Source organism: Pontibacillus sp. ABV4_188, from assembly GCF_056311905.1.
Window position 1 is genome coordinate 3440592 of record NZ_CM149975.1, and the last position, 14719, is coordinate 3455310.

General features: G+C 42.4%; 19 protein-coding genes. 1 reads left to right on the forward strand and 18 read right to left on the reverse strand.

Annotated features, from left to right (window positions below):
* Nucleotides 1-81: 81 nt before the first annotated feature.
* From ACYX4O_RS17540 to flaG, 5 genes are read right to left on the reverse strand one after another with little or no spacing between them, the layout of a single operon-like run.
* Nucleotides 82-465 (reverse strand): DUF8042 domain-containing protein, encoded by a 384-nt coding sequence (locus ACYX4O_RS17540; protein WP_476352673.1) that lies wholly within the window; start codon nucleotides 463-465, stop codon nucleotides 82-84.
* Nucleotides 466-473: 8 nt separating this feature from the next.
* Complete coding sequence (gene fliT, locus ACYX4O_RS17545; RefSeq protein WP_476352675.1) at nucleotides 474-827, reverse strand: flagellar protein FliT; 354 nt, start codon at nucleotides 825-827, stop codon at nucleotides 474-476.
* Nucleotides 827-1225: a flagellar export chaperone FliS gene (fliS, locus tag ACYX4O_RS17550; protein ID WP_476352677.1), complete on the reverse strand. Its 399-nt coding sequence runs from the start codon at nucleotides 1223-1225 to the stop codon at nucleotides 827-829. The genes fliT and fliS overlap by 1 nt, the downstream gene beginning before the upstream one ends.
* Nucleotides 1226-1245: 20 nt before the next feature.
* Nucleotides 1246-2793, reverse strand: a complete 1548-nt coding sequence (locus tag ACYX4O_RS17555; RefSeq protein WP_476352679.1) for a flagellar hook-associated protein 2 — start codon at nucleotides 2791-2793, stop codon at nucleotides 1246-1248.
* A 15-nt stretch (nucleotides 2794-2808) separates the two neighbouring features.
* Entirely contained in the window at nucleotides 2809-3171 is a 363-nt protein-coding gene (flaG, locus tag ACYX4O_RS17560) for a flagellar protein FlaG (RefSeq protein ID WP_476352681.1), read from the reverse strand.
* Between the two features lie 173 nt (nucleotides 3172-3344).
* On the opposite strand from flaG, the gene ACYX4O_RS17565 reads away from it, so the two are divergent.
* On the forward strand, nucleotides 3345-4283 hold the full coding sequence (locus tag ACYX4O_RS17565) for a hypothetical protein (protein WP_476357195.1): 939 nt from the start codon (nucleotides 3345-3347) through the stop codon (nucleotides 4281-4283).
* Between the two features lie 20 nt (nucleotides 4284-4303).
* Here the strand turns inward: ACYX4O_RS17565 and ACYX4O_RS17570 are convergent, their stop codons facing one another.
* The 13 genes from ACYX4O_RS17570 to ACYX4O_RS17630 all read right to left on the reverse strand — a co-directional run bounded on the left by ACYX4O_RS17570 (nucleotide 4304) and on the right by ACYX4O_RS17630 (nucleotide 14362).
* Nucleotides 4304-4417, reverse strand: coding sequence for a flagellin (locus tag ACYX4O_RS17570; protein WP_370635544.1), 114 nt, complete (start codon nucleotides 4415-4417; stop codon nucleotides 4304-4306).
* Between the two features lie 323 nt (nucleotides 4418-4740).
* Entirely contained in the window at nucleotides 4741-5790 is a 1050-nt protein-coding gene (locus ACYX4O_RS17575) for a flagellin N-terminal helical domain-containing protein (protein WP_476352683.1), read from the reverse strand.
* 133 nt (nucleotides 5791-5923) lie between these two features.
* Nucleotides 5924-6151: a carbon storage regulator CsrA gene (gene csrA, locus ACYX4O_RS17580; RefSeq protein WP_345242346.1), complete on the reverse strand. Its 228-nt coding sequence runs from the start codon at nucleotides 6149-6151 to the stop codon at nucleotides 5924-5926.
* Nucleotides 6135-6584 carry a flagellar assembly protein FliW gene (gene fliW / locus ACYX4O_RS17585; protein WP_476352686.1) on the reverse strand — a complete coding sequence of 150 codons (450 nt, stop codon included), beginning with the start codon at nucleotides 6582-6584 and terminating at the stop codon, nucleotides 6135-6137. Before fliW ends, csrA begins: the two co-directional genes overlap by 17 nt.
* A 13-nt stretch (nucleotides 6585-6597) precedes the next feature.
* Entirely contained in the window at nucleotides 6598-7191 is a 594-nt protein-coding gene (locus ACYX4O_RS17590; RefSeq protein ID WP_476352688.1) for a DUF6470 family protein, read from the reverse strand.
* A 49-nt stretch (nucleotides 7192-7240) separates the two neighbouring features.
* Nucleotides 7241-8119 carry a flagellar hook-associated protein FlgL gene (gene flgL, locus ACYX4O_RS17595; RefSeq protein WP_476357197.1) on the reverse strand — a complete coding sequence of 293 codons (879 nt, stop codon included), beginning with the start codon at nucleotides 8117-8119 and terminating at the stop codon, nucleotides 7241-7243.
* Between the two features lie 17 nt (nucleotides 8120-8136).
* Nucleotides 8137-9675: a flagellar hook-associated protein FlgK gene (gene flgK / locus ACYX4O_RS17600; RefSeq protein WP_476352690.1), complete on the reverse strand. Its 1539-nt coding sequence runs from the start codon at nucleotides 9673-9675 to the stop codon at nucleotides 8137-8139.
* Nucleotides 9676-9693: 18 nt separating this feature from the next.
* Nucleotides 9694-10191 carry a flagellar protein FlgN gene (locus ACYX4O_RS17605; protein WP_476352692.1) on the reverse strand — a complete coding sequence of 166 codons (498 nt, stop codon included), beginning with the start codon at nucleotides 10189-10191 and terminating at the stop codon, nucleotides 9694-9696.
* Between the two features lie 16 nt (nucleotides 10192-10207).
* The gene (flgM, locus tag ACYX4O_RS17610) at nucleotides 10208-10471 is read right to left on the reverse strand and encodes a flagellar biosynthesis anti-sigma factor FlgM (RefSeq protein WP_476352694.1); all 264 of its coding nucleotides are present in this window, start codon (nucleotides 10469-10471) and stop codon (nucleotides 10208-10210) included.
* A gap of 82 nt (nucleotides 10472-10553) precedes the next feature.
* Nucleotides 10554-10955 (reverse strand): TIGR03826 family flagellar region protein, encoded by a 402-nt coding sequence (locus tag ACYX4O_RS17615; protein ID WP_476352696.1) that lies wholly within the window; start codon nucleotides 10953-10955, stop codon nucleotides 10554-10556.
* A 76-nt stretch (nucleotides 10956-11031) separates the two neighbouring features.
* On the reverse strand, nucleotides 11032-11697 hold the full coding sequence (locus ACYX4O_RS17620) for a double zinc ribbon domain-containing protein (RefSeq protein WP_476352698.1): 666 nt from the start codon (nucleotides 11695-11697) through the stop codon (nucleotides 11032-11034).
* Nucleotides 11698-13116, reverse strand: coding sequence for an ATP-dependent helicase ComFA (locus ACYX4O_RS17625; RefSeq protein WP_476352700.1), 1419 nt, complete (start codon nucleotides 13114-13116; stop codon nucleotides 11698-11700). It lies immediately after the preceding gene.
* Between the two features lie 403 nt (nucleotides 13117-13519).
* Complete coding sequence (locus tag ACYX4O_RS17630; RefSeq protein WP_476352702.1) at nucleotides 13520-14362, reverse strand: DegV family protein; 843 nt, start codon at nucleotides 14360-14362, stop codon at nucleotides 13520-13522.
* Nucleotides 14363-14719: the final 357 nt, after the last annotated feature.

The following is a 14719-nucleotide window of genomic DNA, read 5'->3' on the forward strand; positions in this document are numbered from 1 at the left end:
ACATTCGTATAAAAGCAAAAATGGAGCCTAGTTAAAAGGACTATCAACAAAAAAACCCGCTACCTAAGCAGGTAACGGATCTTAGTGTTGAATATACGGTTTTAATAACTGGTGCATGCTCAGTCTCCAGCTTTCAAAGTTCGGGGCGATTTTGCCGCTGATGAGTGATTTCTTGTCGAGGTTTGTTGGTTTCTCGAACCATTCTGACATCATTTCGACGATTTCTTGAAAGTCGACGATCTGGTATTTCAACTGTTCTGTGTGGCCGATGAAGGCTGCGAGTTGTTGATTGCCTTGGTGGAGCTGTTGCATGGCTTGGACGAGGTCGGTGAAGACTTGGTCCACTTCGGGTGGTGCTTCTTCGTTTAGGTTCTCTTCTATGTAATCGAATCCTTCACTCATGGTGTGAAGGAGCTGGTCGTACTGTTGTAAAAATTGCACTTTCTCTTCTGTTAGTTCTGCCATACTGTCACCTACTTCTTCTTATCTAGAAACATGCCATCGTATGTGGAGACGCTTTGATACGGATTGGTGTATTTCTGATTCGATGTTTTTCGTTTTTTCATATGAGCAATTTCTGTTTTTAGTTGTTTCATATGAATGGCTACGCGCTCGTCTACTACGGTGTTCATGCGAATCATTTCTTGTCCCTTTTGGCGTTCTTCATCTGTGTATGGGCCTTCTAATCCGTCTATCAGCTTGTCCCGTTGCTCTAGTAATTCTGTTAGCTTTTCGACAAACGCTTCTCGTTCTGTTGCTTTAGGGGGCGTTTGTGCTAACTCATACAGTTCTGATGTGATGTCATGAAGTTGGTCAACCTGGCTCATTACGCATTTCCACCGGCGCCGAACTGTTGCTGACGAGTTTGTTTCACAACCTCTTTCCACGTGTCACGAAAATCTGTCATGATCTCAAATGCTTCATTTAAAATCGTAGCGTCATTCTTCAAATTCGCTTCCATTAAACGACGATTCACATAATCATAAAGAGGCATGACTTCCTGCGTAATGGAATAATCCGGGTTCATTGTCACCATAAGCTCCTGCACAATCTTCTGAGCCTTTTGGATATTCGTATTACGAAGCTCAATATTTCCTTCTTCAATGCCTTTTTTCGCTAGTTTCATAAACTTTAAGGATCCGTTATACAGCATTAGTGTTAGTTCGCCTGGTGATGCTGTTTCAACGGAATTGTTTTGATACGCTTGATAAGCCTGTGTAGACATACCCGTAGACACTCCTTTTATTATCCAAACTGACTCATAAGTTGAGCCGATTGTGAATTTAGCTTTTGAATGGCTTTTTCCATTTCGGTAAACTGCGCCCAGTAACGGTCTTCGATTTGAGTTAAGCGATCTTCGAAGTCTCTCATCTCATCTTTAATAGAATCGAGTTCTTTTCCGATGCGGAAGTTGTTGCTTACACTCGTTGATTTCCCAGCTTTGGCTTCAATTTGCTTCATGCCGTTGTTGAGAGATTCTTCTAGCTTCTTAGCAATTCCTTTTTCGTCACCTTCACCATAAAACAGCTTGTACACCGATTCAGGATCATCTTCAAGAGCTGAGCGAAGTTCGCTTTCCGTTATCAATAGCTTTCCGCCATCACGATAGTTGGAAGAAGTCTTAATCCCGATATCGGTAATCGTATCGAAAGAACCACTTGTATCAACGGATTCATACCACTGGTTACGCATGTTAAAAAGCGTTCCCTCAATAGCCGAGTCATTGCTTAACAAGCCCTTCTTCGCTTGCTCTTCCCAGAGTTCTATTTCTTTCTCTTCCATTGCTTCTTTTTCTTTATCAGTAAGCGGCTTGTAATCACGATTCTTCCGCTCACTCACTTGCTTGTTCGCACTTTCAATAATCTCATTGTATTTGGCAACGAACTTCGTTATTTTATCTACAGCATGGTCGACGTTATTGTTCACAGCAATAGATGCATTCTTGCCACCAGTAGTATCATTAAACTGGAAGTTAACACCGTTTAGCTTATAGGAGTTATCATGCGAATTAATGGTCAGAGCATTGTTATAAGTGAACTTAGCATCTTGTCCACCAACTTCCGCTTTCACCCACTTACCTGTGTCCTCATCTTGCTTACTATTCCAAACACCAAGGGTATCCGTTAAAAAGGCTGCAGTACTCCCATCAAATCCGATTTCAGCGCCTCTAAATCGACTTGAATCTGTATTAAAGTTACCAGTCTCCGTACGCTCTAACACGACTTTGTCCGCTTGCTTATCGTAAAAAGCTCGTACGCCTAAATCAGAGTTATTAATTTCAGAAAAGACCTGATTTAACGTCATGTCTTCCGTGATATTAAAAGTGTGAGGATTCGATTCGCCGTCCTCGCTATATGTTTCAATTGTAATAGAAAGATCATCGGGCACTGCGTTTTTAAATTTCAAGTCTTTTATCGATGTATTTAAATCCAGGCCATTTCCGTCTGATATCTTTTCTTTACTTGTGTTGATTGCCGCCGTTGCTAGTTGATCCACTTTAATACTATAGCTCCCGTTACTAGCAGCGGGGTCAGCTGTTGCAGTTACAGCGTCAGACATACTTGAGCTAGTAGATTTCGTATTATAGACACTCGAAAACTTCATATCAGAAGCCATACGCTCTAACTCGTCAAAACTCTTATTCATATCACGATACGCATCGCGCTGCCACGTAAGCCACGTCTTGTCTTGCTCCATCTTATTTAGAGGAATTCGCTCTGCCTTCATTAAGTCACCGACAATCTTATCGATGTCCATCCCAGTCGCCAATCCTCCGACTCGCATATCACTCATTCACAGGTCACCACCTTATACTTTTCGATCAACTAAAAACCCTAGAAACTCTGCCATAGAAGCATAGATGTCTAATAGCTTCTTAGGCGGAATCTCCTTTATTACCTCATCCGTCTCAGGATTCACTAGCGTTACGTAATATTCTTCTAATTTATCATGAAATTGAAATTTAAGTTCTGTTTGTGCAGGCTCCATAAAATCATTCATGCTCTGAACAATTTCTTTAGCCTCTTCTTTGTTTAATACCTTATCTATTTCCTGATAGGGAACGTTTGATTCTTTAACCTCAACCAAACCCTCTGTCGATGTTGTATTCACATAGGTGCGCTCAGCCCGTTGCAGAAGTAGGGATTCATGAACCATGTTACCCACTTTCACTAGCAGCCAGCTCCTTTTCACATCTTTATGTTTTATATCGGTTTGATCTAGTAAAAGTTAAGCAGAAAGCTATTTTAATTAAGAGGAAAGGAAACAAATTAGTTTATTTGAGGGTATAGTACAACTAATGATAGTTGGGTCCATATTTTAAAAGAGAGGTGAAATCATTGCCCATGCGTACTCAGTACAGTGCACAATTTTTAGAGTTTATAACTGGGAAGCTTTTAGGAGATGGAAACATTGTAATACAAGATGGGAGAACACCACGATTCCGCTTCGCTCATACAATAGCCGACCGGGAGTGGGCTGTAAAAGGATATCAAATTCTTCAACAAACCATCAAAACACCCCCACCCGTTTTTAGACAGATATATGATAAAAGAACGGATCGCTACTATAGGCAGTACTATGTCCAATCCAAATCATCAAAAGGAATGTGTGATTTAAAAGAGCTATGGTATAGAGGTAATAAAAAAATTGTTCCTATAAATTTTATAAAAAACTACTTCTCACCCTTCTGTCTCGCTACCTGGTACCAGGATGATGGGCATTTGAAAGTTTATAAAAGTACACCTCAAAAAGTAATCTTATCTACGGATAGTTTTTCCGAAGAAGATGTTCAAAGGTTACAAGAATTACTGAAAGAAAGATACTCCCTGGACTTTCATATTGATGGACAAAATCTCCTTCTTTTATATGACCAGCCCTCAATTTACTATTTTCTAACTGTGGTAAGGCCATATTTAACACCTTGTATGAAACGAAAAGATATATTTCTAACCTCTCAAGAAACTAAAAACTCCAATGCGCTTAGAACTACCATTTATCTTCCGGACACATTTAAGTTGATTAAACCTACTTCTGAACTTAAAGATTTATTGCAACATTTAAAGGAGATCCATAGAAACATAAGAACCCCTTCCTTTTATTACAAGATCTACACTATACTACAAAGTGAAAAAAGTAATACTAACTCAGCACGTAAAAGTTACCAAGTAAAACTCCCTGGCGATGTAGTTGATGATTTAAAAGCGTTTAAAAGAATAACAGGAAGACAATACGGTGAAGCGGTCTACCTTTGCAACTTACTAAAAAATGGTCGCCTCATATGAGGCGACCATTATATTTGATATTAACGTAATAATTGAAGTACTCCCTGAGGCTGTTGGTTTGCTTTAGCAAGCATAGCTTGAGAAGCCTGAGCCAGGATACTTTCTTTTGTTTGGTTCATCATTTCTTTGGCCATCGTGCCACAATCACTCTCATGATTGACCAGACTATATCTTCACCCTCTAATGTACTAGTAGGGGTCGGGCACTTCGGAAGAGTTTATCCTTCCTACGGATTTCATCACCTGAAGCGGTGGTCTATCCTAGTCGTTGAACCTTCTCCATCCTTTCGGAACAGGAGCTTGGCTGCTGATTGCCCATATCTTCCTCCTTTTTAGCCCTTCACGTTTATCGTTTCCAATTCCGTTGTGGGGAAGAAAGCTCTAAGGGGTTTCCAGCAATTCACCCGATAATAATCGCTAGCCGTTACCAGCTAGGACGACTGTGCTTTTCACTGCTCTTAAGCAGCTAAAACATAATCAACGTCACGGATACGAGATTCCGCGGCTGTTAAGTTTTCAGAAGATGTACCTAAGTTGTTGATAGAATGCTCTAAACGATTTTGCCATGCACCAAGCTGAGAACGTTGACCAGATACCTCTTTAATAGCTTGATCAATTACTTTAATGTTTTCATCAAATCCTTGACCGGCGTTTGTCAAGTTTACCGCCGATAGGTCAGAGACTGAGCCAGAAGCACCTTGTCCTAATGCATTTGCTCTCATATCGTCAATACTGATATCTAACGTTGTGTTTCCGTTCGCACCGATTTGAATACTTGCACCTGCACCGGATGTTGTTACATTCGTCGAGTCAAGAGTTGCTCCACCATTAGCAGTAGTCAAGTTTGCATCAGCAGAAAAACTCATTTTTAAGCCAATATCATCAAAGTTTAATGTTTGACCAGCTGATATAGAAGTTGGATCAATAGTAATTTCTTGTGTAGTTGTTCCATCCGACACTGACATGGAAGTTGTTCCATTTAGTGAAAATGCTAGAGTTGCACCACTGTCTACACCTGAAACATCTAATGAGATACCACTTGCCGTTAAATCTGAAATGGCAGCGGTCCCATCAGCAGCTTGTACTCCAAGGTTACCGTTCAGAAGTGATTTTGTGTTAAATTCAGTTTTATCACCAATACGAGTAATTTCTCCACTTAACTGATCAAATTCTTTCTGTAACTCAGTTAAGTCATCATTAGTATTTGTGTCATTATTTGCTTGTACAGAAAGTTCACGCATACGCTGTAGTATATCATGCGTTTCATTTAATGCACCTTCAGCGGTTTGAATCATTGAAATACCGTCCTGAGCATTACGAGAAGCTTGTTCTAATCCACGAACTTGCCCACGCATTTTTTCAGAGATTGCTAGACCAGCAGCATCGTCTCCTGCACGGTTAATACGAAGACCAGATGATAGTTTTTCCATTGATTTTGCTGCACCTTCGTTAGCACCGTTCAACTGACGATATGTGTTGAGCGCAGCAATATTATGATTAATTCTCATTTAAAATTTCCTCCTTGAATATAAAGTTTCACGTCCCTGTGAAACTTAATTAAGTATTATAGCTAAAGTCTAAAGTCGGCCGCCTTTATTCCTTAACCTTCTACATCTTTTATCGGCAGGAGTTGACAAAGGTTTACTCTTTTTTGAAACTTTTTAGCAAATTAATAAGTTCGTCTGACGCGCTACTTGCTTCCTGATTCTCTTCCTGAATCTTTATGTAAATCTCTTTCCGGTACACATCTACTGAGCGAGGAGCTTCAATTCCGATTTTCACTTGATCCCCTTCAACGGCGACTACTTTAATTTCTATATCATCGCCAATTTGAATCGATTCATCTTTCTTCCTATTCAGTATGAGCATCCGTGTCACCGCCTTCAGCTATAAGATGCCTTGTCTTGTATGGAGTGTTTGTTAAGATTAGCTGCTTCCCTTGTTGGTTACGTTTGTTCACAATAATAGGAGCCTGAAGGTTTGCAGTAGTATCACTGAAAGGTTCCCGCAGTGTAAGGACTGAGAATACAGCTACTTCAGAGGGGCTCTCAATCCTTAGTGTTTCTAGTGTTTGATCATCTAATGAAAATTCGTACTCATTAAAGAAAACATAAGGATTCACAACTACCAATGAGAGGTCTTCCGACTGAATAGACTGCAGAGATTGATAGATTCCCGCTTCATCTATAGGAAGCACCACAAATTCTTGTTCCTGCTCAAACCCAGGTAATCCATTCGGAAAATGAATAACATCTTCACGATTAACTTCTACTTCTCCAAAATATTTCGTATGTATATTCATAACTCACCACTTCTTATATAGTCGTTTCAAATCGGTACCCCTTAAATTTCAGATTGTCAAAATCAATTTTCACATCTGAATATTGTTCCATTTGAGCTGTCACTTGACCACGCTCATACTGAAATTCAGGGTCACGCTTTGTTGCTTTTAGTATTGGTTCATTGCGCTGAACATCTACCTTTGCTCCGCCAGCCTCAAATGAGATGTCCACCAGGTCGTAAGCCGGACGGCCACCAGGCTGGATATTAAACTCCCATAACCCATCAATCATCCTTTTGGCTTGAGATGCTATTGGATTACCCCCGCTTTCGATTCTCATCAACTCATCGCCTTCTTGCGCCATCGTTGCAATATGTTCTAACCCTTTTTGTTTAGCGTTGTTTGCATATTCTTCTGAACGGACAAAGACACTTTTCAACCCAATGTTTTGCCATGCCTTTGTTTGATCAATCGATAACTTAGGAGGCTCTTGCTTAATCGAAACGTCTGCTTTTGGCTGCTCGATGTGTTGTTCTGCTGTAGGTTGCTTGTAGGTATGCTTCGCATTTTGGATCGTTAGACCGAGTTTTGCTGGAGTGGATTGAATTCGTATTTGAGGAGTTTGCATATAGGTCACCTCTAATTAGAGTAAAAAAGCTATCTGATGATCAGATAGCTTATCTTAAAAAGTCCATTAAAGTCGGTTGAATAATACGAGCTCCTACACTTAGTGCGGCGCGGTGAATGCTTTCTTGTGTCTTTAATTTCGTAATAACCTTTTCAAGTTCAGCATCTTCATTATCCGAAAGAATTCTGTTCGCCATTACTTCCTGGCTAGAAAGACGATCTTCAACAAGCTCGACTCGGTTCATACGAGCGCCAAGATCAGCTCGAGTGTTAACAACATTGTTTATATTGTTATCAATTGCAGCAATGGAATCATCAAGATCTTCTCCAGAGCTTAGGCTAGAAACAAATTGATCAATGTCAGAGAAGAGATCTTTCCCGAAAACCTCGTTACCGTCTACATTAACGTTTAGCTTAGTAGCATTTGAAACTTCAATATTTACCGATTCAGTATTGAAGTTTTTGACCAAGCTACCATCAGTATCATTAACTGATATCGGAGCTTCTGTAGTGTTCTTCCCGTTGAAAATGTACTTGTTATTCACCTTTGTATTAGCCAAGTCTTTTAAATGATCTTTCAACTGCTTTACTTCTTCAGCTATGTTCTCTCGTTGCCCTGTTTCGTAAGTACCATTACTCGCTTGTACTGCTAACTCACGTAACCGTTGCAGTGCCTTGGTCGTCTTATCAAGAGCCGCATCCGAGTTCTCCATCCAATTATGAACTTCCCCAATATTACGCTGGAACTGCTCAATCTCCGTCAATTGCGTACGGTAGTTCATGCCTTTCATAGCTACAACTGGATCATCAGAAGGACGGCTAATCTTCTTACCAGTAGAAAGCTGCTCCTGGTACTTCCCCATCTGCTCATAGCTTTTACTCATATTGCTCAACATGTTGTTCGTTAGCATACTTTGCGTCACACGAATTGCCATTGATCACTCACCTACCTTCCTACTCGGCCCATGCCGTTAATGACTTTATCTAGCATTTCATCAATCGTTGTTAAGTTACGCGCAGCTGCGTTATAAGCGTGCTGATACTTGATCATGTTCGACATCTCTTCATCTAACGAAACACCACTAACAGACTGACGGCGTTCTTCAACAGATTGTTTCAACGTTTCTGAGTTTCCTTCTAAACGACGAGCTTCCTGAGATTGTACGGCCATCTCTCCGATTACACCCTCGTAGTAGCTCGTAAAGTCAGAGGCGCTACCTGTATTGTCGTAATCAAGATTTGTTGATCCAACACCAGCAAGATTCAGAGCATTATCTCCGTCACCTTTAGATCCAGATGCTGAGGCAGCAATCTTGCTGACACTGCCCATGATGTCTTTAGAAACTTCCATGTTACTTGCATAGCCTTCTCGCGCCATTCCCTCTGTAAAGAAAGGAATATCCGAAGCAGCGGGGTTATCGATTTCGTGTAGACTTTGTCCACTTTTATGTACAGTATTAAATTCTTCAGCAAATGTATAAGCCATGTTATCTAGTTCTGTTAGCATACCAGGGTACAAGCCTGCTTCATTTCCATTCTCATCCTCATATCCATGAGCTTCAACTAAACTTTGAAACTTCCCAGTTGAAGTGAATTCATGTGCATCTATAGTACTCCCACCAAGAGAGATCGTGTCTACAGAATCTTTCACACCACCTTCCGTTAAGCTCAATGCGTTAACCGAACCGGAACTTGGATCAACTAAAGGCGTACCGCTAAATAAGTCTTTCCCATCGTTTCCTACGATATCGATCTTGTACTTGCCTTCAGCTATTTTAAGAGAAGATTCTCCACTGCTTACGGGCGTGACTTTAATATCAACTAATGTTGAAAGCTCGTCCACTAAACGGTCACGTTCATCGTATAGATCATTCGGAAGGTAGCCATGAGGCTCGATTTCACCAATCTGATTGTTGATATTATTAATCTGCGTTGCAATCGAGTTAATCTCTTTAGTCGTTACATCAATCTGATTTTTAAAATCACTCTGTATCCCTTTTAAGGAACTAGATAAGTAGTTAAACGTCTCAGCTACCGCTACCCCGCGCTGACGTACTACAGAGCGGGCACCTGAGTCTTCTGGATTCACTGCAAGATCCTGAAGCGACTGCCAGAACTGGTCCATCGTCTTAGAAAGCCCATTATCAGAAGGCTCATTCATAATCTCTTCCATCTTCTGAAGCGCCTCTGCCTTCGTCGCCCAGTACCCCGCTTTCGTATTCTCCCCGCGGAACTGGGCATCTAGAAAGCTTTCCCGAACACGCTCAATCGTACCTGCTTCAACACCCGATCCAACCTGCCCCGGAATTTCAGGACGGTTACGTGATGCAGGTGGGTACGGGGCTGTTTGTTCAAAATTAACACGCTGCCTGGAGTAACCTGGCGTGTTTGCGTTTGAGATGTTGTGACCTGTTGTATATAAAGCCGACTGCTGCGCGTACATGGCGCGCTTGGCGACCTCTATTCCATTAAAAGTCGAACCCATTGCCTTTCTCCTCTCCCCTTATGCTTTTGAATCAAACATCGAACGGTTTGATCCGCTTTTCGCTTGCTGTCCCTTTGGATTTCCGTAATTCATATCTTTTGCTTGAGGCTGGATCATGTTAAGCGTGAGGTCTACAAACTGAAGCGACTGTTTTGTTAATTCAGTATTGAGCTGCTCTTGTTCTTTTAACTGAGCAAGAACCGTTACGAATGACTCGAACAGATTCGATAAATCCTCTTGCTCATTGCCATCTGGTAACACTGCCAATATAGTAGAAACCGTTTTTTCTTCAGCTTGTGGAGAGTGGATCCGAAACCACTCCTCCACTAATGGACCACGCTTATTCTCAATCCCATTAATACCTTGGATATGTTTTCGCTCTTCTACAAGCAATCCTTGAAGCGCATCAATGTCGTCTGCCTTGAGTGCTTCTGTTTTCTTCCTTGAGAGGTTTAGTAAACTCTCATGTAAAGCATAGTGCTTTTTCATCACTTCCAAAATAGGTTGTACGGACACGTTTCATGCCCCTCCTTTAGCGATTCTTCCAAAAGTTGATCATCTTCTCTGCCGTTTGTTTCGCATCAACCTGATATTCTCCTGCGTCAACTTTCTGCTTTAATGATTCTATATGTTGCATACGAGCTTCCTGGGCTTTCTGGTGTTCCTGCATTTGCTTCGCTGCGTTTGAAATCTCTATTTTATCTTTTTTAGCGGTCGTCTCTGATGCTTGTTGTTGATTTTGAATGTTCTTTTTGTAAGGGTTAAAGTTTGAATGATTGGGTCCATTAATTTTCATTCCGCTCACCTCTTTCTTATTTCGATCCGTGTAAAGAGTCTACCCTATATATCGGTATAGAAACGGATTTGTTAAGTGAGTCTTATTTCTCAAAATTGTAGTATGTCTTTACTTCTTTATCTTTTCTCTTAAGACTTTCAACCTTTTCTTCCTGCTCAAGGTCACCTCGGATATCTTCTAAACACTCACCACATATTTTACCATCTGCAATCAACGTTTGACACCGCTCACACGGATAAGCCAAGTTCGGAAACATCGATGTCCGTAATCGCTGCTCTTTCACAAACTTCATAATAAGGTCCCGCTTTACTCCAGTCGCATTCGACACCTGGTCAAGCGTGGCCGAGCGATTTTTTTGCTTCCGCACATACTTATAAACCAGGTCAAACTGTGCCTCTTCTTCTTTATAGCAATCCTGGCAAATATCCTTCACCTGCTTTACAAATAGTGCGTTGCATCGCGTGCAATTTGATAACTCTCCCATAACCGCAGTCCTCCCTTTCTCTCTCTATCTAGTTTTTATATCGACAGTTTCTTGAGATTCGAAAGGGTTTTTTTAGTTAGCCACGTATTAACGTGAAAGAAACTACACTTGGTGCTCCCGCTTCTTTTAGAAGCTTTGCCGCATGCTGAAGCGTCCGTCCTGTGGTGTAGATATCGTCTATAAGTATTACTGGGCGAGTAATGGATGCTGTGAGTGTAAAAGGATTTTCTGTCATCATCCGATCCATACGAGATTTCTTTGATTGCTTTTCAGAATGAATGCGGTGCAATGGATTTGCTGTTTCAAGAGGTAACAATCTAGCCAGAGCTTCTGACTGATTGAAGCCCCTTTCCTCAAAACGTTCTTCGGAGAGGGGAATCGGAACAAGTACAGTTTCCTTAGAGACCTTCAGAGCCTTGAACCGCTTCCTGAAGTCCTCTTTAAATACATCCACCAGAATATAATCCCCACGATACTTCCATTTAGCGATCACCTCTTTTAAAAATGAGTCGTACCGATAAAGGGAAGTATTCTTCTCAAGAGGCGCTCCGCCCCAACGTGCGCAGTCATGACAAACCTCCCCTTCGTCCATTTCACGTGAACACCGCGGACATGCAGGCCCCTTAAGAAGGTGCACCTCTTCCTTACAGTCCTGGCATAGCACCTCATCCCTCGGAAGTTGAAAAAGATTATTCCAATTCAGATCCTTAATGATTTCCTGGTCACACCATAAGCAGTGCATCTATTCCACTCCTTTCTCAGCAAGCTTATTCATATGCCGGATCGAATCACGAGCATTCACCATCGCATCAGACGCCCCGTTATGAAAGAAAACCACATCTCCATCAGGATCTTCCGGACTCCTCCCAGCTCGCCCGGCAATTTGAACGAGTGCCGCTTCATCAAAAACGTCATGACTAGCATCAAGCACAGCCACATCAATTGATGGAAACGTAACACCCCGCTCAAGGATCGTCGTTGTAATAAGAAGATCCACCTCTTCTTGTCGAAAGCGCCTAATTTTCTCCTCCCGATCCGCATCTTCACTATGAGCGGATATACTACCAGGTAACTCACCTTTCAATTTCTCAGCTTTTTCAATCGTTGGGGCAAAAAGAAGCACACGACGACCAGTCCTTCTCTTCTCATTAAGCCAAGCCTTAAGAGCTTTAGGAACGATTCGTTTTTTAAGATCAAAGCTGGCACGAAAGACTGGAACAGGCAAAGGATGACCGTGAAAACGTTGAGGAACAAAAACAGTAGGAAGGAGTTTAAGGTGAGAACGAATTTTGAGGTCTAAACGAGGAGTTGCGGTGAGGTAAATGAGCGTAGAATCAGGCTTAAGAGCCCTTGCGGTGGAGTAAGGCAGCATAGGATCAGCGTGGTACGGGAAAGCATCCACTTCATCAATGATCATCACATCAAAACCACGAGCATAATAGAGCAACTGGTGAGTCGTCGCTAAGAGGAACTGAGCCCCCTCATCCACCTCCTCACTTCCACCATACCGAGCAACAATCGAAACATCAGGAAACGCACTCTCAAACCGAGGCTTCAACTCCCTCACCACATCAGCCCTCGGCGTCGCAAGACACACACGCTTCCCATCACCAAACGCCCTCTCAAGCCCAGCAAACAACATCTCCGTCTTCCCCGCCCCACATACTGCCCAAACAAGAAGACGAAACCGCCCATCAACAGCCTCCCTAATCCGATCAGATGCAACACTTTGATACCACGAAAGCCCCCCCTTCCAAGCACAAGCCTCATTCATTCGAGGAAAAGAAGCCCCAGGACCCGTCCAACTATAAAGCGAAGAACAAAAAGCCACCCGCCCCATCTGCACACACTTCCGACAATACACACAAGACGCCCCACACCCACAAGGCCAAGAAGCAAAAAAACGCTGCACCCTATTCCCACAACGGTTACACGCATAATCAAAATGTTTCTTTGTAATAGCAGGTATTTTAATTAAATACTGATTCTCGAGGAGAGTATGATGATCATCAGGAAGCTGATGCTCAAGCAGAAGTTTACCAGAGAGGGATAAAGCATAAGGAGAGTTTTCATTATGAGGATTATTAATATTAAGTGGAAAAACAGCAGAAAATCGCCTCTCAAACCGCCCATCCCACCAATTGATCAAACGTTTGATCAAGAGAATTCCTCCTTTTATATAAAGGGATTTGTAGTTATAAAGTAAAAGATATGACTTTCAAGCATTGGTTGGAATAGATCAACGAGGGGGTTATGAAGATTGTAGTTAGAGGAGTCTTTTAATTATTAAATCTCAATAAGGTTTGAAAGATAGAGGGGGCCGTTAACCATAATAAAGCCAGGGGTGGCTGGGGAACGAGGAGACTCCTGCGGGAGAAAGAGGTCGACGAGACCCCGCAGGGCATGCTTTTTGCCCGAGGAGGCTCTAAAAAGAAAGAGGAAGTTCGACTAAAACCGTCACGTCCTGTGACAACGTCGAACGACCCCACCTCGTGTGGGGCCGCCCGCGGAAAGCGAGTCGTTCCCCAGCCACCCCAAGCACTCAACAAAAGCAACGGTCAAAGCTATTTCTCAAACCACCCAATACCTAGGGCACCCTCACCCAGATGCGTCCCAATAACAGGCCCAAAATAACTAAGCACAAACTCAACATGCGGATACTTATCATGAAGCTCATCCAAAATCTCCTGAGCATCCTCTTCCCGATTCGCATGAATAATCGTCGCCTTCATTGGTTGACCCTTATCAGCAACCTCTTCAAACAAGCCCTTCACACGCTTCACGGCCTTCTTACGCGTACGAATCTTCTCAAACGGAACAATCACCTTGTCCACGAAATGAAGTACAGGCTTCACTTGAAGCAAGCTCCCCACAATCGCTTGAGCACCATTCAAACGCCCTCCGCGATGCAAGTGAGATAAATCATCGACCATAAAGTAAGCACGTATGGAAGATTTCATCTCGTCCATTCGCGCTAAGATCTGTTCAGGCGTCGCACCATTATCAGCCATTTGGGCCGCTTCCAATACGTAAAAGCCCTGAACCATACAGCTAATTTCCGAGTCAAAGACGTGAAGATCAATAGAATCAACCATATCATCCGCACTCGCAATCGCCTGGTACGTCCCGCTGATACCACTTGAAAGTGTAATCGCCACAACGGCATCATACTCGTCAGAAAGCTCTTCCAACTTATTCGTCACAACACCAATAGAGGGCTGAGACGTTTTCGGTAACTCCTGAGCACCACGTACCATGTCGTAGAAATCACCAGTAGATAAATCAACTTCTTCCCGGTACGTTTCATCACCAATCGTTACGCTCAGGGGAACCATATGAATGTTCCAGCGGTCCCGAACTTCCTGAGGGATATAAGCCGTACTATCGGTTAAGATCGCTGTTTTCATCTTATCGTACTCCCTTTTTATTCAAATAATATCAATTATGTATACCCTATGAAGGTTGTCCTGTCGTTATGAAAAAACGGTATAACTACCCTCATTCTACCTTAACTCAACACCCATTGCACCCTCTAAATTAAAGACTCTCACTCCCTTTATCACAGCACAGAACCACAGCGTGCCAGACACCCTTCGCCATGCTAAAGCGCTAAATTGCATTTATCCATCCCTCTTCCTAGTGAGTAATGAGAGTGTTTAGAACGTGGTTGGTTCCCCCTAGTTAACACCGTGTTTCCGTATCCCCAATTAACGCTAAGGCGGGCTGGGAAACTGCGAGACTCCTGCGGGAAGAAGAGTTAGACG